The organism is Mycobacterium sp. NGS49 (assembly GCF_059812565.1).
On record NZ_JCALCX010000015.1, the window covers coordinates 130,794 to 150,369 of the forward strand.

A 19,576-nucleotide genomic window follows, 5' to 3' on the forward strand; every position below is an offset into this window, starting at 1 on the left:
CCGCCATGACAAACCCGGTGAAAGAGAACCCCCCGCGCATCCCGCCATACAAGACTGCGGCCGTGGCGTTCCTGCTGGTCGCCGCGGTGGTTTTGACGTTCGTGTGGCTTGAGTTTCGGGGGCGGCTGACGCCGAAGACGCCCCTGACGCTGGTGGCCCCCAGGGCGGGTCTGGTGATGGACCCGGGATCGAAGGTCACCTACAACGGGGTGGAGATCGGCCGGGTGTCCAGCATTACCGAGATCCAGCGCGACGGTGTCCCGGTGGCCAAGTTCGTCATGGACGTCGATCCGGACTACCTCCGGCTGATCCCGGCGAATGTGGACGCCAATATCAAGGCGACCACCGTCTTCGGCAACAAGTATGTTGCCCTGTCATCACCGAAAAACCCTACACCGCAGCGTATCTCATCGGAGCAAGTGATCGACGCGAGGTCGGTGACCACCGAGTTCAACACGCTGTTCGAGACCATTACCTCGATCTCGGAGAAGATCGATCCGGTCAAGTTGAACCTGACGCTGGCCGCGGCGGCGCAGGCCTTGACCGGGCTGGGCGACAAGTTCGGGCAGTCGATCATCAACGGCAACGCCATCCTTGACGACATCAATCCGCGAATGCCGCAGATAAGGTATGACATTCAGCAGATCGCCGCGCTGGCCGACACCTATAACAGCGCCGCGCCGGATCTCTTCGACGCGCTGAACCACGCCGTGGTCACCGCGCGCACGCTGCACCGGCAGGAGGCCGAACTCGACTCGGCACTGCTCGCCGCGGCCGGGCTGGGCAACACCGGAGCGGACATCTTCGACCGCGGCGGACCCTATCTGCAGCGCGGCATTTCCGATCTGCTGCCCACGGCCCAGCTGTTCGACACCTACAGTCCCGAAATCTTCTGCACCATCCGCAATTACAGTGACGAGGAACCCCTGGCTTATGCGACGACCGGTGGCGGCAACGGTTACAGCCTGCAGACCATGAGCGAACTGACGTCCGGGCTGGGTGGCATCCTGACACTACCCGGGCTCACCGGCACGTTGCTCACCCAAGGCCTGCTGCAGGCCGCCGGGCTGGTGGGTGGTGCGCCCAATCCCTATACCTATCCGGAAAACCTGCCGCGGGTGAACGCTCGCGGAGGCCCGGGCGGCGCACCGGGCTGCTGGCAGCCGATCAACCATGACTTCTGGCCGGCGCCGAGCCTGGTGGTGGACACCGGCGCCAGTCTCGCGCCGTACAACCACTTAGACACCGGTTCGCCGTACGCGCTGGAGTACGTGTGGGGCCGCCAAGTCGGGGACAACACGATCAACCCATGAAAACTCTAAGCAGCGCAATCAAACTCGGCATCGTTTCATTGGTGTTGTCCCTGATCGTCGTGTCGATCGTCGTGGTCTTCGCCCAAATGCGCTTCACCAGCACCAACCAGTATTCAGCGGAGTTCAGCAACGGCAGCGGCCTGAAGGACGGCCAGTTCGTGCGCGCCTCCGGAGTGGAGGTCGGCAAGGTCAAAGCGGTGCGGCTGGTCGATGGCGGCACCCGGGTCATGGTTGACTTAGAGGTCGACCGCTCGGTACAGCTGTACCAGTCGACGACTGCGCAAATCCGCTATCTCGACCTACTCGGCAATCGCTTCGTCGAGCTCAAGCGTGGCATGGGCGACGGCGCCGATCGGGTATTGCCGGCCGGGGGATTCATCCCGCGGTCGCGGACCTCACCGGCGCTGGACCTGGACGCCCTGATCGGTGGATTCAAGCCGCTGTTCAAAGCTCTCGAACCGGACAAGGTCAACAGCATCGCCTCCGCCATCATCACCGTCTTCCAGGGCCAGGGCGGAACCATCAACGACATCCTCGACCACACCGCACAACTCACCGCGCACATCGCCGAACGTGACCAGGCGATCGGTGAGGTGGTCAAGAACCTGAACATCGTGCTGGACACCACGGTCAGACATCGCAAGGAGTTCGACGAAACCATCGACAGCTTCGAACGATTGATCACCGGGTTGCAGAATCACGCCGATTCGCTGGCCGCCGGACTTGCCAACATCAGCAACGCCGCGGGCACGGTGGCCGAGCTACTCGGGGACAACCGCATGCTGCTGCACAAGGAGATCAACTACCTGCAGGCCTTCCAGCAGCCGCTCATCGATCAGCGTGAACAGCTCAGTGACCTCATCCACAAGACGCCGACCGCTCTGAACCTGATCGGACGCAGCATCGGTCTCTACGGCGACTGGGTGAACTTCTACGTCTGCGACCTCTCGATCAGGTGGAACGGATTGCAAGGCGGCGGACCGGTCCGCACGGTCAGGATCTGGCAACAGCCCACAGGTAGGTGCACGCCGCAATGAGGATCATTCCGTCATGAGGACACTGACCGAATTCAACCGCAATCGCGTCGGCCTGATGGGCGTCGGCGTGTTGCTGCTCGTCGTCCTCGTCGGTCAGAGTTTCACCAGCGTTCCGATGATGTTTGCCGCGCCGGCCTTCTACGGGGAGTTCACCGACTCGGGTCAGTTGAACAAGAACGATAAGGTCCGCATCACCGGAGTCCCTGTCGGGAAGGTGGAGGGCATTGAGGTCGACGGAGACCGTGTTCTGGTCAAATTCTCCATCGGCGGCAACACAATTGGCACCGAAAGCCGGCTGGCGATCAAGACGGACACCATCCTCGGTAAGAAGGTGCTCGAGATCGAGCCGCGGGGAGCCAGGGCATTGCGGCCCGGGGGCGTGCTGCCGCTGAGCCAGGGCACCACGCCGTATCAGCTCTACGACGCCAATTTCGACATCACCAGGGCGGCCACCGGTTGGGATATCGACACCGTCAAACAGTCGTTGAATGTCCTGTCGCAGACAATCGATCAGACCTACCCGCACCTGAGTGCCGCTCTCGACGGAGTGGCAAAATTCTCCGACACCATCGGCAAACGCGACGACGCGATCAAGCACCTGCTCGCTCAGGCCAACCAGGTGGCCAGCGTGCTCGGTGACCGCAGTGAGCAGATCAACCGGTTGTTGGTCAACGCCAAGACACTGCTGGTGGCGTTCAACGAACGCGGTCAGGCGATCGACACTCTGCTGCAGAACATTTCGGGAGTCGCAGCACAGATCAAGGGATTCATCAACGACAACCCGAATCTGAATTCGGCACTGGAGCAGCTGCGTATTCTCAGCGACGTGCTGGTCGAACGCAAGGACGACCTCGCCCAAACCCTGACCTTTGTAAGCCAATTCGCGGCAGGGCTGGGCGAGTCGGTTGCGTCTGGACCGTTCTTCAAGATCGTCCTGTCCAACCTGCTGCCGTACTGGATGCTGCAGCCGTTTGTCGACGCCGCGTTCAAGAAACGTGGATTGGACCCGGAGGAGTTCTGGCGCAGCGCCGGCCTGCCCGCCTTCCGCTTCCCCGACCCCAACGGCACCCGGTTCCCCAATGGCGCGCCGCCGCCCGCACCCCAGGTGCTGGAAGGCACCCCGGAACACCCCGGACCGGCCGTCCCACCGGGAACGGCGTGTTCGTACACCCCCGCCCCTGACGCGTTGCCGCGGCCGTGGAATCCGTTGCCGTGCATGGGAGTCGACACGGGACCGTTCGGTGGCAGCTTCCCGGCCCCCCTTGACGTACAGACATCGCCGCCCAACCCGAACGGGCTGCCACCTTCGCCGGGAATCCCGATCGCCGGGCGGCCGGGCGAGGCGCCGCCGGACGTGCCTGGCACACCGGTCCCGTTGCCGCCCAACGCGCCGCCGGGAGCGCGCACCGAGGGCACGACGGGAGGTCAGAGTTGAGCACCAATGTCGCTGCCCGCAGGCTCTGGGGCCGAAGGGCCATCACCGCGCTGGCCGTTACCGTGGCTCTGGTCGCGGGGTACTTCGGTTGGCAGCTGTATCAGAAGATGAGCAACAACACCGTGGTTGCCTACCTGCCATCGGCGATCGCGCTCTATTCCGGCGACAAGGTCCAGATCATGGGCGTCCGCGTCGGCTCGATCGACTCCATCGAGCCGGCCGGCGACAAGATGAAGGTGACGTTTCACTACGCCAACAAGTACAAGGTTCCCGCCAACGCCTCCGCCGTGATCGTGAACCCAACCCTGGTGGCATCGCGCAGCATTCAGTTGGAACCGCCCTATAAAGGCGGGCCCGTGATGGGCGATAACGCCGTGATTCCGATCGAGCGCACGCAGGTGCCGACGGAGTGGGACGAACTCCGCGCCGGCGTGGCCAACGTCATCGACAAGCTCGGTCCCACACCGCAACAGCCAAAGGGTCCCTTTGGTGACCTTGTCGAGTCCGTCGCCGATGGGCTGGCAGGCAAGGGTAAGCAGATCAACACCACGCTGGACAGCCTGTCGCGGGCACTGACCGCCCTGAACGAGGGCCGCGGCGACTTCTTCGCGGTGGTGCGCAGTCTCGCGCTCTTCGTCAACGCGCTGCACAAGGACGACAAGCAGTTCGTCGCACTGAACACCAACCTGGCGACCTTTACCGACAAGCTGACCGGGTCGGACCGCGCGCTTGCCGATGCGCTGCAGCAATTCGACGGTCTGCTCACCACATTGCGCCCATTCCTGATCAAGAACCGCGAAGTGCTCACCCACGACATCGACAACCTCGCCACCTTGACCACCACGCTGGTTCAACCCGAGCCGTTGAATGGTCTGGAAACTGCCCTGCACGTCTTGCCGACGCTGGAGACGAACCTCAGTCAGATCTACCACCCGGCACACGGCGCGGTCATGTCCATTCCGGCGATACCGAACTTCGCGAACCCAATGCAGTTCATGTGCAGCATGATTCAGGCCGGTAGCCGGTTGGGCTACCAGGATTCGGCCGAGCTGTGTGCGCAATACCTGGCGCCCGTTCTCGATGCCATCAAGTTCAACTACCTACCGATCGGGCTGAACCTGTTCAGCACGGCAGAGGTGCTTCCCAAACAGGTCGCCTACTCCGAGCCACGGTTGCAGCCGCCGAACGGGTACAAAGACACGACGGTGCCGGGGATCTGGGTACCGGACACCCCGCTGTCGCACCGCAACACCCAACCCGGCTGGGTGGTCGCGCCGGGCATGCAGGGCATCCAGGTTGGACCGATCACGGGGGGCCTGTTGACACCGGAATCCCTGGCCGAGCTGATGGGCGGAGCGGATATCGCACCCCCGCAATCGGGATTGCAGACCCCGCCGGGGCCGCCGAACGCATACGACGAGTACCCGGTTGTGCCACCCATCGGTCTGCAGGCACCGCAGGTACCGATCCCGCCGCCGCCACCTGCGCCCGGGGTGGTCCCCGGTCCGGTCGCGCCGACGCCCGCGCTCCCCGGGCCACCGCTGCCCGCGGAGGCCGCCGTCGCGACAGGAGCGGGCTCGTGAATGCGGTAGGCGCCCGCATCCGGCACCGGGCCCGGCAGCTGCTGGCGATCTCGGTGACTGCCCTGGCGCTGACGTCATGCTCGAAATGGCATGGGGTGGCCAATATTCCGATGCCGGGCGGACCCGGCACGGGTGCCGGCTCCTACACGGTCTACGTGCAGATGGCCGATACGCTGGCACTCAACACCAACAGCCGGATCCGGGTGGCCGATGTCTTCGTCGGCACGGTGCGCGCGATCGCACTGAAGAACTGGGTCGCCACCCTGACGCTTCGGCTGGACAAGGCCGTCAAGCTACCCAGAAACGCGACCGCCAAGATCGGGCAGACCAGCCTGTTGGGTTCGCAGCACTTGGAGCTGACCGCGCCACCCGACCCGTCGCCCGAGCCGCTGCGACCGGGGGACACCATTCCGCTCAAGAATTCGTCGACCTACCCCACGACGGAGCAGACGCTGGCCAGTCTGGCCATGATCCTGCGAGGCGGCGGAATCCCGAACATCGAAGTCCTGCAGAACGAGGTCTACAACATCTTGCACGGACGGGCTGACCAGATCCGCGGCTTCCTCGGAAGGCTGGACACGTTCACCGCCCGACTCGACGAGCAACGCGACGACATCACCCATGCAATCGATTCCAGCAACCGGCTGTTGCGATATGTCGGTGGGCGCTCGGAAGTCATTGACCGGGTGCTGACCGAATTCCCGCCGTTGCTCAAACATTTCGCCGACAAGCAGAATTTGCTGATCAATGCGGTCGACTCGGTAGGACGGCTCGGCGGAGTGGCCAACCAGTACCTGTCCCCGGCGCTGGGGGACTTCCATCAAGATCTCGTTGCGCTGCAGTGCCCGTTGCGCGAATTCGGTCGTGCCGCACCGTATCTGGTCCGTGCGCTCAAGCTGATGCTGGTCCGTCCGTTCGACCTCGACTCGGTGCCGAAGGCCTTCCGCGGCGACTACTTCAACCTGTCGCTGACGCTCGACCTGACCATGAGCGCCGTCGACAATGCGGTGCTCACCGGGACCGGGTTCTCCGGCGCGCTGCGCGCGCTCGAGCAATCGTGGGGGCGCGATCCGGAAACGATGATTCCTGACGTCCGGTACACGCCGAACCCCAACGATGTGCCCGGCGGCCCACTGGTGGAGAGGGCGGACCGGCAATGCTGACCCGCTTCATCTGGCGCCAGATCCTCCTGTTCGTCCTGCTGAGTGCGTTCACCGCAATCGCGTTGGGGTGGTATTACTTACGGATTCCCACCGCGGTCGGGATCGGTCAGTACACCCTGCACGCCACCCTGCCGACGTCGGGTGGTCTGTACCGGACGGCCAATGTGACCTATCGCGGCCAGACCATCGGCACGGTCACCTCCGTCGAGCCCACCGAGAAGGGCGCGATGGTCACGATGAGCATCTCCGAGCGCTTCAAGATCCCGATCGACTCGTCGGCGAACGTCCACTCCATGTCGGCGGTCGGCGAACAGTACCTGGACCTGGTGTCCGCGGGTAACCCCGGCAAGTACTTCTCACCCGGGCAGACCATCACCAACGGCAACGTCCCAACCGAGATCGGCCCGGCGCTGGATGCCGCCAACCGGGGCCTGGCCGCCTTGCCCGCAGGCAAGATCCCGGCGTTACTCGACGAAACAGCGCAAGCCGTAGGCGGATTGGGCCCGGCGCTACAGCGGCTCGTCGATGCGACGCAAGCGATCGCCGGCGACTTCAAAGCCAATATCACCGATATCGACGACATCATTCAGAATTCCGGGCCGCTGATCGACAGCCAGGTCAACTCGGGTGACGCGATCCGGCGTTGGTCGCGCAATCTGGACGTCCTGGCCGCCCAGTCCGACGCGAACGACCAGCACGTGCAAAGCATTCTGACCCAGGCGACCCCGACCGCTGATCTGGTTAACGCGGTGTTCAACGACGTGCGCGAGTCGCTGCCGCAGACGCTGGCGAATCTGGAGATCGTGCTGGAAATGCTCAAGCGCTATCACAAAGGCGTCGAGCAACTGCTGGTCGCCTATCCGCAGGGTGCTTCGGAAGGCCAGACCGTGACGGCGGCTTTCCCGGGCTTCGCCTCGCTCGGCACTCACCTGACGATCAACCAGCCGCCGCCGTGTCTGACGGGCTTCCTCCCGGCACCGCAGTGGCGGTCTCCGGCGGATACCAGCCTGTCGCCGATGCCGTCCGGGACGTATTGCAAGATCCCGCAGGACACTCCGTCCAACGCCGTGCGCGGAGCACGAAACCTGCCGTGTGTGGATGTCCCCGGCAAACGAGCCGCGACGCCGCGCGAATGCCGCGACTCCAAACCGTACGAGCCCCTGGGCACCAACCCCTGGTACGGCGACCCGAACCAGATCCTGACCTGTCCGGCCGCCGCGGCCCGTTGCGACCAACCGGTCAAGCCGGGGCAGGTGATCCCGGCGCCGTCGGTCAACAACGGCATGAACCCGGCGCCGGCCGACCGGGTGCCCGGCACGCCGCCACCGGTCAGCGACCCGCTGTCGCGTCCGGGCACGGGCACGGTGGTGTGCAACGGCCAACAGCCAAACCCGTGCGTCTACACCGGAAATGAACCGCCGGTAGCCGTCTACAGCCCACAGCGCGGGGAACTCGTCGGGCCCGACGGCGTCAGGTACAGCGTCGAGAACTCCACCCGGACCGGGGACGACGGGTGGCGGGACATGCTCTCCCCGCACCAGTGATTGACACTGACCGCACGTACAGTCATATAATGGAGGCGGTGACCCGCAGCCGCGCCGGTCGCGCGTGAGGATCGGAGCAAAATGCCGGAAGTCATTGGCCTGGGCCAACTCCGGAGTGATGCCTGCACGTACCTCGAACGGGTTGCCGGCGGAGAGACGCTCGATGTGGTGCGCCGCGGCAAGTTGGTGGCGCAGATCCAGCCGGTCGGGGACTGGCGGGTGGCGCCGATCCCGGCCCGGTCGGTGGACGCGGCGGAACCGTCTTGGGTCGGGCTGGACGAACTGCGCACGCGCGCCGGGCGGTGTTTCGATCGAGTCGCGTCCGGCGAGACGCTCTACGTTGTTCGCGGCGGCCGGATCCTGGCGCGGATAACGGCAATCGGCGATTCGGCTGAGGTTCCGGCAGACGCGGGCCGGCCGATCGAGCTCGACGAGTTGCGAAACCGCGCGGGCCGCTACATCGATCGGGTTGCGGCGGGGCAGACCATCGAGGTCAGCCGTGGTGGCAAGGTGGTCGCCCGCATCGTCTCAGTCGCCTAGCGGCCAGCCGTATCTGTGGTTTGAATCCGCGCCGTTCTGGCTATTGGTGTCCCATCGAAAAGGGAGACGCCAGCTCGTAAAGGTTCGCGGTCGGTGACATGTGGCGATCAATACCCGTGCCAATCTATGGGGGTCTAATGAAGCCTGTCACCCGAGCCACTCTCTCGGCGCTGGCGATCACCGCGCTGTCCGGGCTGGCCGCTCCGCCGGCCTCCGCCGACTCGAGCACCGTGATCTTCGAGGCGTTGGGGACGGGCACCGCCACGACGATCGACACGGACCCGGCGATCGACCGCGTGTACAACGCGCCGTTGCCGTGGAGCCGGACGATCCAGGCTGGTCCGGACGTCACCTTGTTCCAGGTCGTGGTCGTCGGGTCGGGTACCACCAGCCCCGGCTGCCGCATCACGGTCGGCGGCCACGTGGTGGCCGAACAGCCGGTCGGCGGCTCGGCGCACTGCATCTACTCGCGCTGAGGCGCTGGTCCGTTCTCCAAAGGCCCTTCACCGCAGCGCTCTTGGAATCACTTTGCTTGACTTAGTCAAGTAAAGTGGCGATGTGGCCACCGCAGGTAAGCGCGACACGCTCGATTCGATCAGTGCGACCATGGCCCGGATCATGCGCCTGAGCGGTAGCCGGGCGATGTTCAAGCGCCAGGCCGGCGCCGCCGCCGTCGAGCTGTCGCAGCCGTCGTACGTGTTGCTGCGGGTGCTTGCTGACGAGGGCCCGTTGCCGATGGGTCAGCTGGCCCGCCTGGCGCACATGGATCTCGGCATGGCCGCTCGGCGGGTGCAGAGCCTGCTGGACGACGGAATGGTCGCCAGGCAACCGGATCCAGCCGATGCGCGTAAGACGATGGTGCATGCCACGACGGCCGGTGAGCGGGCCGCGCGCGCTCTGCAGGAAGTGCGACGTGAACACCTGCGGCGGGCCCTGGCGCAGTGGTCGGCCGCCGACCTACGTCAGTTCGACCGGCTGCTGGCCCGTTTCCTGGCCGACACCACGGTGACGTCAATCGACTGACCGCGGATCCTGGCGCAGTTCCCGGATGCAACGCGCCAGTGGTTGCTCGCCTGCGCCGGTGGGTGGTGGCAGCACCACGCCGTCGGCGATGTCGCCGTACCTGTCCCAAAGTAACTGCGGGAGTTGGTCATAGCGACCGCGGACCACCAGCGTGTCCAGGATGGTGTCATCGAGGACGCCGGGTAGCTCATCCCAGTGTCGGCTACGGGTCAGGGCGCGCAGCCGATCCGGCAGCGACGTCCAGCCCCGCCTGTTCAGCGCGCCGGCGTAGGCGGGCGTCGAGAGCAGGAAGGCGAGCATTCGGCGTTGCCTTTCCCACTCGGCGTCCACCTCGTTGTCGGTGCCGCCGGTGGCGATCGCCGTCGACACGACGAGCAACGGGCCGCCGCTGCGGCCGGCCGCTGCGGCGCCGCGTTGTAGCGCCGGCTTCACGACGTCGCGCAGGTAAGCGGGATCCGAATTGGTGGAATGGGTGACCACGCCGTGCGCCGACCGGCCGGCCAACTCGCACATGCCCGCATTGACCGCGCCCAGCCAAATGGGTGGCGGCGCCATGTCGCTGGGTCCAGGGTTGAAGTACGGCTGCAGCCGGGTCAGCCGGTACGTCTGGCCGGTGTAGTTCACCGCCCCGCCACTGCCGAAGGCCGCGAACAATGCCTGTAATGCCTCGACGTACTCGCGCATCCGCGGTTGCGGCTCCGACCACGGCATGCCGAACCGGTCTTCGATGTTCTGTCTGATCTGGCTGCCCAGGCCCAATTCGAAACGACCGCCCGACAGCTGTGCCAGATCCCATGCGCAGTAGGCGGTCAGCGTGGGGCTGCGGACGAAAGCCAGTGTCACCGCGGTGCGGATGATCAGGCGGGTGGTGTGCTCAGCCGCCAGTGCGGCCACGGTCAGTGAGTCGTGGATCGTCTCGGCGATGTGGACGCCGTCGAAACCCAGCTGTTCGACCCCGCGGACGTATCCGCCGACCTCAGAAAGCGGCAGCTCCGGGGCCATCGCGGCGAACACCTGCATGCCTGCACCCTAACTCAGAAGTATTTGACAATGTCAAATACATCGGCCTACGCTCCGGCTAAAGGTCATGCGGGTGAGGGAATTTCATGCTCGGGTCGCGCTTCTATTTCGACTGGTCCAACTTCGCCACCATGCTGCGGTTGCTCCGCGACGATCCGGCGACGCCGCGCAAGCGGTATCTGACGTTCCTGATCGCCGTGCCGGCGGTTGCGGCACTGCATGCGATCTGCTTCGCACTTGACCCGGTGCTCTTTCCGTCATTGCGGCGCACCGAAGTCCGGGCGCCGACATTCAGCGTCGGACACGCCCGCAGTGGCACCACATACCTGCACCGGCTGATGGCCGCCGACCCGCAATTCAGCTACGCGTTGATGTACGAGCTGTTCTTTCCGTCGCTGCTGCAGAAACGACTACTGCGCCTGATCCTGCGTATTGATGCCAGGTTCGGCAAACCGCTGCGCCGCCGGCTCGACGCCGCCGAAGAGAAGATGTTCGCCGAGACCGACGACATGCACAAGACCGGCTTCTTCGTTCCCGAGGAAGACGACTTCTTCCTGACCTGGTCACTGAGTTCGGGGTTCTGGATCGTGATGTTCCCCTACATGGGCGAGCTCGACTTCTACCACGTGGATCGATGGCCCGCGCGTAAGCGCCGGCGCCTCATGGCGTTCTACCGGGAGTGTGTGCGCCGGCAACTGGCGCTGAACGGCGGCGGCACCCATCTGAGCAAGAACCCCACCTTCTGCGGCCGGGTCGAGGCCCTGATCGAGACGTTTCCCGACGCGAGATTCATTGTCCCGATGCGTAATCCGTACGAGACGATCCCGAGCCTGCTGAAGATGTTGCAGACCGAGTGGCGCCTGCGTGGCCGCGATGAACGGCTTATCGATCAATCGCTGCAGGTGCTCGCCGACCAGTCCATCCACTCCTACACGCATCCGCTGGACGTGCTGGCCGCGCATCCCGAAGTGCGCTCCTGCGTGGTCGATTACCGCGAACTGGTGGCGGCTCCCACCAGCACGATGCGGCGCATCTACGACGAGCTGGGACTCCACCTGGGACCCGAGGCGGCCGCCGAATTCGAAGCCGCCGGACGCCGGCACGGACACGAGACGGCGCACCGCTACAGTCTCGGCGAGTTCGGTCTGGACCCCGCGCTGATCAAGACGCGGCTGGCCCGGTATTTCGACGAATTCGGCTGGGACGCCGAGGAAAAAGGCAGGATAAATGTCAACTGAACAGACTGGGGCGGCGTTGCGGGCGGCCTGGACGGAGATGATCGACGCGCTGAACCGGGCCCGCGACTACGTCGATTCGCCGGCGTTGCACGCGCCGCCGCCGACCGAGCAGGGGTTGGCCGAGGGGCATCGTTATCTGCTCGGGTTCCTGTTCAGCTCGATCGAACGCGCGTGTCTGGAAGACCCCGACTTCCCGTACTTCCGGCGCGCAATCCAGCCGCAGGACAAGGCCACCATCGACAACGCCGACGCGCTGTATCTGTCGGCGCGGATCGACGGCACCAAGAGTTACCGGGTGACGGGCCGCGTCGCGGACCATCGGCACTGGGGTGGCGGCGACCGGGTGAACGGTCCGGTGGCGCCACAGTACATCGTGTTCGAAGCGCACAGCATCTATGCCGGCGACACCGGCAGCCTGATGGAGTTGGCGCCCGGCGGGCGGGTGGTGACCGGCCTGCTGGACAGCACCGATCTGGCCGTCGATCCTGATGGGCGGTTCGAAATCCTTTGCGCACCAGAGCGTCCCGCGGATCACACCGGCAATTTTATCGCCACCGCGAAAGACGGCGAGGACAGCGCCCAGTACCTGATCGTGCGGGTGCTGTTCGGTGATTGGGCCAACGAGGTGTCCCCTGAGCTGCGCATCGTGCAGATCGGCCGCCGCGGCATGCACCCCGCGCCCGTCGATCCCGACAGCACCGCTACCGCCGTCCGGCGCGTCGGCGCACTCGTGGAGCACCAGATGCGCTTCTGGAACGAGTTCTACGACATCGTGCTGGAGTCCAACGGCGACAAGAACGGCGACGGCGTCACCTTCATGCCGCACAACGCGCTCAATGAGCCCGCGGCGGCCAATCTCGCATCCGGCGGCGGCCAGAACACCAACGTCTACTCCGGCGGCGTCTTCGAACTCGACGAGGACGAGGCCCTCCTGGTGGAGGTCGGTGTACCCGTGGAACCGGCCTATCTGGGCTTTCACCTGTCCAACGTCTGGGGCGAATCTCTGGATTACGCCAACCACGTCACCAGCCTCAACGGCTTCCAGACGGTAGCCGACCCGGACGGAGTGCGGCGCTATGTGATCGCGCACACCGACCCGGGCGTGCCGAACTGGCTGGACACCGTGGGCCACCACACCGGTTTTCTCACCGTGCGCTGGACCTACCCGAAACCGCCGCAACGGATGCCAACCACAGCGGTGCACAAGATCGCCCTGGCCGACCTTCGACGCAGATTGCCGTCGGGCACCGCAACGGTCAGCGCCGACGAGCGCGCCGAGCAGATCGAGATCCGCCAGGAGCACGTGGCGCGCCGCTATCGGCAGTACTGATCTGCTCAACCGCAGGTCAACAGCCGCAAAACCTGGTGTTATGGACGGGTAGCCGCAGCCGATCGATTCGGGAAGCCATCATGTACAACTACCCGCCACCGGGATATCCTCCGCCGCCCTACGGATACTCGGGGCCCCCCAAACGGAAGCCGCTGTGGCCCTGGATCGTTGGAGGCGTCGCCCTATTGGCCGTCGTGATACTGGGGTTCACCGTGGTGGTTGTCATGAAGGCCTCGCACAAGGGGCAGAACCGGACGGTCACGATGACGTATCAGGTGGAGGGCACGGCCAAGACGGCGCGTGTGTCCTACACCGGGACGAACAACAACGAGGAAATCCAAGAGGTATCGCTGCCGTGGTCGACCGAGGTGACCGTCGGCCCGACAGTGGTGATGGCCGGCGTGACGGTGACGACTCTCGAGTCGGGTGCCACCATCGAATGCCGGGTAATGGCAGACGGCAAACAGGTTGCGCACAACGGACCGTCGCCGATGATCGTCGGCTGCATGGGTGAAACGGGCAACGACTGGCCGACGCCGACCAGAAATCGGTACCGCAACTGATCCGCCCCCCGCCCCGCTGTGAGCCGAACCTAGACTGACCCCCCGTGGGCATGCTTTTTGGCTTTGCGCCGTGGATCGTCTACTGGGTGTTGGTCGGTAACGTCCCGTTCGCGACGGCCGTATCGATCGCGCTGCTGATGGCCGTTGCCGTGTACGCCGTCGGGCGTACCACCGACAAACCGGGACGGACGCTGGAAATCGGTGCTGTCGCAACGTTTGTGGTGCTGACGGTGTTGACCTTCGCGCTCAGTGACGCGTTCATGGCGCGCTGGATACAGCCGCTCAGCAACCTGGGGATATTCCTGGTGGCGCTGGTGGGGGTGCTGATCGGCAAGCCGTTCGTGCGGGAGTTCGCGGCCGCCGAGCAGCCGCCCGACGTCGTCAAGACCGACCTGTTCCGGCGCGTCACCACGGTATTGACCTGGATCTGGGTCGGTGCCTTCGCCGGGATGACGATCTCGTCGGCCATCCCGCCGATGGTGCAGGGTAATGCCACGATCCTGGACACCAAGACCCCGCTGTCGTTCGTCTGCTACTGGGTCGTTCCGTTCTCCCTGCTCGGCGCGGCGGCGCTGGCATCGCGCTTGCTGCCGGACCGGATGCTCACGGGCATCGACGACGTCGCGCGTGAGACTTCCTTCGTCGCCTACGACGAGGCCACGATCGACGAGCTGTATTACCTGGCTCAGGAGCACGCCAACCGCGAAGTCGGGCCGGGCAAGGAAGCCTACAGCGTGAAGGTGGGCGGCATGGGTACGCCGCTGACCGGCGACGACTCGCGCAAATCGTGGCCGTCGACCTACAAGGTGAGGGACAAGAAGCATTAACGGCGCTCGTTTGGTATACACCAGCATGTCAACTTGGGCTGTTAAGTAATGCGGATGGCATACACCACCAGAACCGTCGCCGTGTTCGCCACGGTGCTGGTCACGGTTGCGGGCTGTGCGTCCAGCGCCAAGCCGTCGCTGCCCGCGGCCTCGGGCAAGGGCGAGTTCAGTGCGTCGGCCGGCAAACCGCTCAGGATCACGCCGGACCGGATGCTGGCCGCCACCGGCGGCATCACCCCGGTCGCGTTCGGAAAGCCCGCGCACGGCAAGCTCAGCTACGGGGCCAATGGAGCCGTCGTCTACACCCCCGACGCCGGCTTTCGCGGCAGTGACGAACTGCCGGTCACCGTGAGTCGTGCCGTCAAGCTCTACTCCGAGGATCAGCTTCCCCTGGCAACCATGGGCGGCGCGGAGATCAAGGCGAGCGCCCATGGATCCGGCATCGCCGCGGTGCCCGGCAGCAGCGACGAGATCTACGGGCTGACCGACCGGGGCCCCAACGTGGACGGCCGCGCACCGAATGAAAAGGTGCTCCCAGTGCCCGAGTACCACCCCAACATCGCCAAGCTCAAGCTCGCCGACGGCATAGCAACGGTGGAGCGGACCATCACGCTGCAGGGACCGGACGGCCATCCGTTCGAGGGACTCGTCGACCCGCACGCGACTACCGGTGAATCACTGGTCGACCTGAACGGCACGCCGCTGCCGCCTTCGGATTACGGTCTGGATCCCGAGGGCCTGGTCGCAACGCTCGACGGCAACTTCTGGGTGTCCGACGAGTACGGTCCGTACATCATTCATTTCGACGCCAACGGCAAAGAACTGGAACGCCTTTCGCCGTACGACGGCACCCTGCCGCGCGAGCTTGCGCTGCGTGGCCCCAATCAGGGCCTGGAGGGGCTGACGATCACGCCCGACGGCAACACGTTGGTGGCGATCATGCAGTCTGCGCTGCAGACCCCGGGGCTGGCGGGCCCGGCCAGGTCCGTCCCGTTCACTCGCATCGTGACCGTCAACCTGGTGAACCGCAGCATCATGCACGAATACGTGTACCCGTTGGCCAATCCACAGGAATCGAAGGTCGGCATTTCCGACATCACCGCGCTGAGCGCCACCACGTTCCTGGTGGACGAGCGAAACAGCAAGAGCCCGCCGGATGGCGACGCCAAGATCTACCTCGCCGACATCGCCGCGGCCACCGATGTCGGGCCGAGCTCAACGGTGCCCGGTGCCACCTATGAAGCCGAAGCCGGCGGTTTGCAGATCAACAAGATGCCGCTGGAGACCTTCGTCGGCGTTGCCACCGACGCCGACGCGACGGCCAGGCTCAAGGCCGCCGGGATCACGGCGGCCGCCAAGACGCTGCAACTGGACGTGTCGGCGTTGCTGCGTTCGCTGTCACCCAAGGGTGACTTCTACGGGCACAACAAGATTGAGGGCCTAGCCACCCGCGATGGCGGCAAGACGCTGATATTGGCCAACGACAGCGATTTCGGACTGGCCGGACTGGCTTCGGACACCCCACCGTTTCGGCTCAAGCCCAAGATCACGCCCAACGGATCCCAGGACAGCGGCGAGATCCTGGTGGTCGACACCGACCGGCTGCCCGCCAAGACGGAGCAGATGACGGTCGCCATCAAAGTCGGCTGAGGACGCCTAGCCGACGGGCCGCAGCAGGAAAACCCTGATCTCCCGAGGCGCACAGCTGGTGCGGTAGGCCTCGAACCCGGCGTAATAGTCGACGGCGCCGGCCCAGGCCGCGTCCCGGGCGGCTCCGGTGAGCAGCTCCGCCCGGTAGTGCTTTGACGGACCGGTGAATTCGACCGTGCACTCCGGATGTGCCAGCAGGTTAGCGCTCCAGGCTGGATGCTGCGGCCGCCCGTAATTCGATCCGATGGCCAACAACCCCTCAGGGTGTGGGATCAGCGCCAACGGGTGTGTGCGCGGCTGCCCCGACTTTGCTCCGGTACTGGTGACGAGTCCGATCTTGTCGATTCCTGCGGTGCTCAAACGGCCCCTGGTCCGCGGTATCAGCACCTTGTCGATCCGCGGAGCCGCGTGTCGCATGAACTGGTAGCCGACCTTGCTCATGGCGAAGCGCTCGACCAGAGCCTCGCCCAGTCGCAGCCGCCGCCCGCGCGTCGGGCTCTCTCGCCGAACCGCCACGGCTCGACAGTACTCGCGAGAGTGGCAAGCTGAAACGGTGCGGCGAGCGCACTGCTGCGGTGGACTCCCGGGATCAGTAGGAGTGACATGAGCACTGAACACGATTATCCGCAGATGGCAGCGGCGCGGGGACGGGTCGAGCCCGCACCGCGGCGGGTGCGCGGCTACCTCGGTCCCGAACTGGTCTTCGACACCACCGCGGCGCGCTACGTGTGGGAATTCCCCTACTACCCGGCCTATTACGTTCCCCTGGGCGATGTGCGCCGCGAATTCCTACGTGACGAGAACCATCCGCAGCGGGTGCAGCTCGGGCCGTCGCGGCTGCACTCGCTGGTGGGCGCGGACCAGACCTACCCGTCGGCCGTGCGGGTATTCGATGCCGAGAGCGGCAGCCCCGTTGCGGGTTTGGTGCGATTCGACTGGGATCCGTTGCGCTGGTTGGAAGAGGACGAGCAGATCTACGGTCACCCGCGAAATCCCTACTCGCGGGTCGACGCGCTGCGCTCCCACCGGCATGTCCGGGTGGAATTGGACGGCGTTGCGCTGGCCGATACCCGGTCACCGGTGCTGCTTTTCGAAACAGGTTTGCCCACAAGGTATTACATCGACCCTGCCGATGTCGCCTTCGAGCATCTCGAAGTCACAGCGACCCGGACGCTGTGCCCCTACAAGGGAGTGACCTCGGGTTACTGGTCGGTGCGGGCCGGCCAGACGGTGCATCCCGATCTGGCGTGGACCTATCACTATCCGCTGCCGGCCGTCGCCCAGATCGCCGGCCTGGTGGCGTTTTACAACGAGAAACTCGACATTATCGTTGACGGCGTCACGCTGATTCGCCCGCGTACGCAATTCAGTTGAGCCGGCCCCGCCAGGCGCTCGCCCGCAGTAGTCGCAGGCCGTTGAGGCCGACTAGGACAGTGGATCCTTCATGGCCCGCCACTCCCAGAGGCAGTGGAAGATGACCCACCAGATCCCAGGTGACCAGAGCGACGATGAACGCCGCGGCGATCACCAGGTTGGCGACCACCCCCCGCCGGGCCCGGCGGGCCAGCGCGACGAGGTTCGGCAGCGCCGCCAGGTCGTCACCGGTGATCACCGCGTCGGACGTCTCGAGGGCAAGGTCGGACCCGCAACGGCCCATGGCGATCGAAACATGGGCGGCGGCCATGGCGGGTGCGTCGTTGACACCGTCGCCGACGAACAAGACCCTGGCCCCGTCCGCCGCCAAGCCGCGCACCACGTCGACCTTGTCTCCGGGCAGCAGCCGGGCGTGGACATCGGTGATCCGGACCTCGGCGGCGAGCCGCGCCGCGGCGCGGGGGTTGTCGCCGGTCAGCAGTAAAGGTTTTGTGCGGGTTCGACATTCGAGGTCCGCGACGGCGGCGGGGGCCTCGTCGCGCGGGAGATCGGTCAGCCCGAGCACGCCGGCAGGTGCGCCGTTGACCACCACGGTCACCGCGGTGTGACCGGCCTGTTCGCACTGCTGCACAATCCGGTCGAGGCGATCGCCGAGGTGCGCCGGGCTGCCCACTTCGACCAGGTCGTCGCCGACGCGGGCGCGGATTCCCCGTCCCGGTCGGGACGCGAACTCGGCCGCCGGCTGTAGCGCGACACCTGCTTGGCGGGCCGCGGCCACGATGGCCCGGGCCAAGGGGTGCTCGGAGGGGTTCTCCGCCGACGCGGCCAGCGTCAGCAGCGCCGTGTCCGTCCACCCGTCCTGGGCGTGGATATGAGTGAGTTGCGGCGTGCCCCTGGTCAAAGTGCCGGTCTTGTCGAACGCAACATGGGTGACGCCGGCGAGTTTCTCGAGGACCACGGCGGACTTGACCAGCACACCGTGGCGACCGGCATTGGCGATCGCGGCCAACAGCGGCGGCATGGTGGACAGCACCAACGCGCACGGTGAGGCCACGATCATGAACGTCATCGCGCGCAGCAGCGCCGATCTCAGCTCGGCGCCCGCCAGCAGGGGAATTACCAGCAAAGCGACGGTGGTGGCGACCATCAGCACCGAGTAGCGCTGCTCGACCTTCTCGATGAACAGTTGGGTGCGGGCCTTGCTCGCGCTGGCCTCGGCCACCATGGCGGCAATGCGGCTGATCACGGTATCGGCACTTGGCCGGCTGACCCGCACCCGTAAGGTGCCGGTGCCGTTGAACGTGCCGGCGAAGACGTCATCTCCAACCGTCTTGTCGGCGGGCAACGGTTCCCCGGTGATGCCGGCCTGATCGACTTCGCTGGCACCCTCGAGCACCACACCGTCGCCGCCGATCCGCTCGCCGGGCCGGATCAGCAGCACGTCGTTGACGGTCAACTTTGCCGTGGCCACCGTTTCCTCAATGCCGGAGTCGTTGACGCGCGTGGCGGTTTCGGGTGCCAGCCCGAGCAGTCCGCGCACCGAGTCCGCGGTACGGCGGGTCGCCACGGCCTCCAGCGCGCCGGAGGTGGCGAAAATGACTATCAGCAGAGCGCCGTCGAAGACCTGACCGATGGCCGCAGCCCCGACCGCCGCCAGAACCATCAGCAGGTCGACGTCCAACACCTTGTGGCGCAGCGCCTGCAGGCCGGCAGCCCCCGGCTGCCACCCGCCGGCGCCATAGCAGGCCAGATACAGGCCCCAGAAGAGCCAACCGGGTGCACCGGCGAGGAGGGCTGCCGAGCCGACCGCGAAGAGCCCCCCGGCGACGAGCGCCCACCGGACTTCAGGCAGGGCCGCGGGGCCGCGCCGGGCGGCCGTCCGTTCGGCCGCGCTGGGAGCGTTGCGGACCACGGTTGCAGGCACGTCGCCACTATA

18 protein-coding genes are annotated in these 19,576 nt (G+C 65.7%); 15 read left to right on the plus strand and 3 right to left on the minus strand.

Annotated features, from left to right (window positions below):
* Positions 1-5 precede the first annotated feature (5 nt).
* The 9 genes from AC5Y7D_RS17605 (at position 6) to AC5Y7D_RS17645 (ending at position 9,638) form a co-directional block, all read left to right on the plus strand.
* Positions 6-1,313: an MCE family protein gene (locus AC5Y7D_RS17605; RefSeq protein WP_499926190.1), complete on the plus strand. Its 1,308-nt coding sequence runs from the start codon at positions 6-8 to the stop codon at positions 1,311-1,313.
* Positions 1,310-2,350 (plus strand): MCE family protein, encoded by a 1,041-nt coding sequence (locus tag AC5Y7D_RS17610; RefSeq protein WP_499926192.1) that lies wholly within the window; start codon positions 1,310-1,312, stop codon positions 2,348-2,350. Before AC5Y7D_RS17605 ends, AC5Y7D_RS17610 begins: the two co-directional genes overlap by 4 nt.
* Positions 2,351-2,363: 13 nt before the next feature.
* Positions 2,364-3,785 carry a virulence factor Mce family protein gene (locus tag AC5Y7D_RS17615; protein ID WP_499926194.1) on the plus strand — a complete coding sequence of 474 codons (1,422 nt, stop codon included), beginning with the start codon at positions 2,364-2,366 and terminating at the stop codon, positions 3,783-3,785.
* Positions 3,782-5,368: a virulence factor Mce family protein gene (locus tag AC5Y7D_RS17620; RefSeq protein WP_499926196.1), complete on the plus strand. Its 1,587-nt coding sequence runs from the start codon at positions 3,782-3,784 to the stop codon at positions 5,366-5,368. The genes AC5Y7D_RS17615 and AC5Y7D_RS17620 overlap by 4 nt, the downstream gene beginning before the upstream one ends.
* Entirely contained in the window at positions 5,365-6,531 is a 1,167-nt protein-coding gene (locus tag AC5Y7D_RS17625) for a virulence factor Mce family protein (protein ID WP_499926198.1), read from the plus strand. The genes AC5Y7D_RS17620 and AC5Y7D_RS17625 overlap by 4 nt, the downstream gene beginning before the upstream one ends.
* Entirely contained in the window at positions 6,525-8,075 is a 1,551-nt protein-coding gene (locus AC5Y7D_RS17630) for an MCE family protein (RefSeq protein WP_499926199.1), read from the plus strand. The genes AC5Y7D_RS17625 and AC5Y7D_RS17630 overlap by 7 nt, the downstream gene beginning before the upstream one ends.
* An 81-nt stretch (positions 8,076-8,156) precedes the next feature.
* Positions 8,157-8,615, plus strand: a complete 459-nt coding sequence (locus tag AC5Y7D_RS17635; protein WP_499926201.1) for a type II toxin-antitoxin system prevent-host-death family antitoxin — start codon at positions 8,157-8,159, stop codon at positions 8,613-8,615.
* Positions 8,616-8,752: 137 nt separating this feature from the next.
* Positions 8,753-9,091 (plus strand): MmpS family transport accessory protein, encoded by a 339-nt coding sequence (locus AC5Y7D_RS17640; RefSeq protein WP_499926203.1) that lies wholly within the window; start codon positions 8,753-8,755, stop codon positions 9,089-9,091.
* Positions 9,092-9,173: 82 nt separating this feature from the next.
* The gene (locus AC5Y7D_RS17645; protein WP_499926204.1) at positions 9,174-9,638 is read left to right on the plus strand and encodes a MarR family winged helix-turn-helix transcriptional regulator; all 465 of its coding nucleotides are present in this window, start codon (positions 9,174-9,176) and stop codon (positions 9,636-9,638) included.
* Here the strand turns inward: AC5Y7D_RS17645 and AC5Y7D_RS17650 are convergent.
* On the minus strand, positions 9,627-10,658 hold the full coding sequence (locus AC5Y7D_RS17650) for a TIGR03617 family F420-dependent LLM class oxidoreductase (RefSeq protein ID WP_499926206.1): 1,032 nt from the start codon (positions 10,656-10,658) through the stop codon (positions 9,627-9,629). The genes AC5Y7D_RS17645 and AC5Y7D_RS17650 overlap by 12 nt on opposite strands.
* Positions 10,659-10,744: 86 nt before the next feature.
* Between AC5Y7D_RS17650 and AC5Y7D_RS17655 the strand changes: the two genes are divergently transcribed.
* From AC5Y7D_RS17655 to AC5Y7D_RS17675, 5 genes are all read left to right on the plus strand, one after another.
* Complete coding sequence (locus AC5Y7D_RS17655) at positions 10,745-11,896, plus strand: sulfotransferase family protein (RefSeq protein ID WP_499926207.1); 1,152 nt, start codon at positions 10,745-10,747, stop codon at positions 11,894-11,896.
* The gene (locus AC5Y7D_RS17660; RefSeq protein ID WP_499926209.1) at positions 11,886-13,226 is read left to right on the plus strand and encodes a hypothetical protein; all 1,341 of its coding nucleotides are present in this window, start codon (positions 11,886-11,888) and stop codon (positions 13,224-13,226) included. The genes AC5Y7D_RS17655 and AC5Y7D_RS17660 overlap by 11 nt, the downstream gene beginning before the upstream one ends.
* Positions 13,227-13,306: 80 nt before the next feature.
* Positions 13,307-13,789, plus strand: coding sequence for an MmpS family transport accessory protein (locus AC5Y7D_RS17665; protein WP_499926211.1), 483 nt, complete (start codon positions 13,307-13,309; stop codon positions 13,787-13,789).
* A gap of 44 nt (positions 13,790-13,833) precedes the next feature.
* Positions 13,834-14,616: a hypothetical protein gene (locus AC5Y7D_RS17670; protein ID WP_499926213.1), complete on the plus strand. Its 783-nt coding sequence runs from the start codon at positions 13,834-13,836 to the stop codon at positions 14,614-14,616.
* 54 nt (positions 14,617-14,670) lie between these two features.
* On the plus strand, positions 14,671-16,266 hold the full coding sequence (locus AC5Y7D_RS17675) for an esterase-like activity of phytase family protein (protein ID WP_499926215.1): 1,596 nt from the start codon (positions 14,671-14,673) through the stop codon (positions 16,264-16,266).
* A 6-nt stretch (positions 16,267-16,272) separates the two neighbouring features.
* Here the strand turns inward: AC5Y7D_RS17675 and AC5Y7D_RS17680 are convergent, their stop codons facing one another.
* Positions 16,273-16,782 carry a nitroreductase family deazaflavin-dependent oxidoreductase gene (locus AC5Y7D_RS17680; RefSeq protein WP_499926216.1) on the minus strand — a complete coding sequence of 170 codons (510 nt, stop codon included), beginning with the start codon at positions 16,780-16,782 and terminating at the stop codon, positions 16,273-16,275.
* An 87-nt stretch (positions 16,783-16,869) separates the two neighbouring features.
* Between AC5Y7D_RS17680 and AC5Y7D_RS17685 the strand changes: the two genes are divergently transcribed.
* Complete coding sequence (locus AC5Y7D_RS17685) at positions 16,870-17,640, plus strand: DUF427 domain-containing protein (protein WP_499926218.1); 771 nt, start codon at positions 16,870-16,872, stop codon at positions 17,638-17,640.
* On the opposite strand, the gene AC5Y7D_RS17690 is transcribed toward AC5Y7D_RS17685, so the two are convergent.
* Positions 17,633-19,564 (minus strand): heavy metal translocating P-type ATPase, encoded by a 1,932-nt coding sequence (locus tag AC5Y7D_RS17690; RefSeq protein ID WP_499926220.1) that lies wholly within the window; start codon positions 19,562-19,564, stop codon positions 17,633-17,635. The genes AC5Y7D_RS17685 and AC5Y7D_RS17690 overlap by 8 nt on opposite strands.
* Positions 19,565-19,576 lie beyond the last annotated feature (12 nt).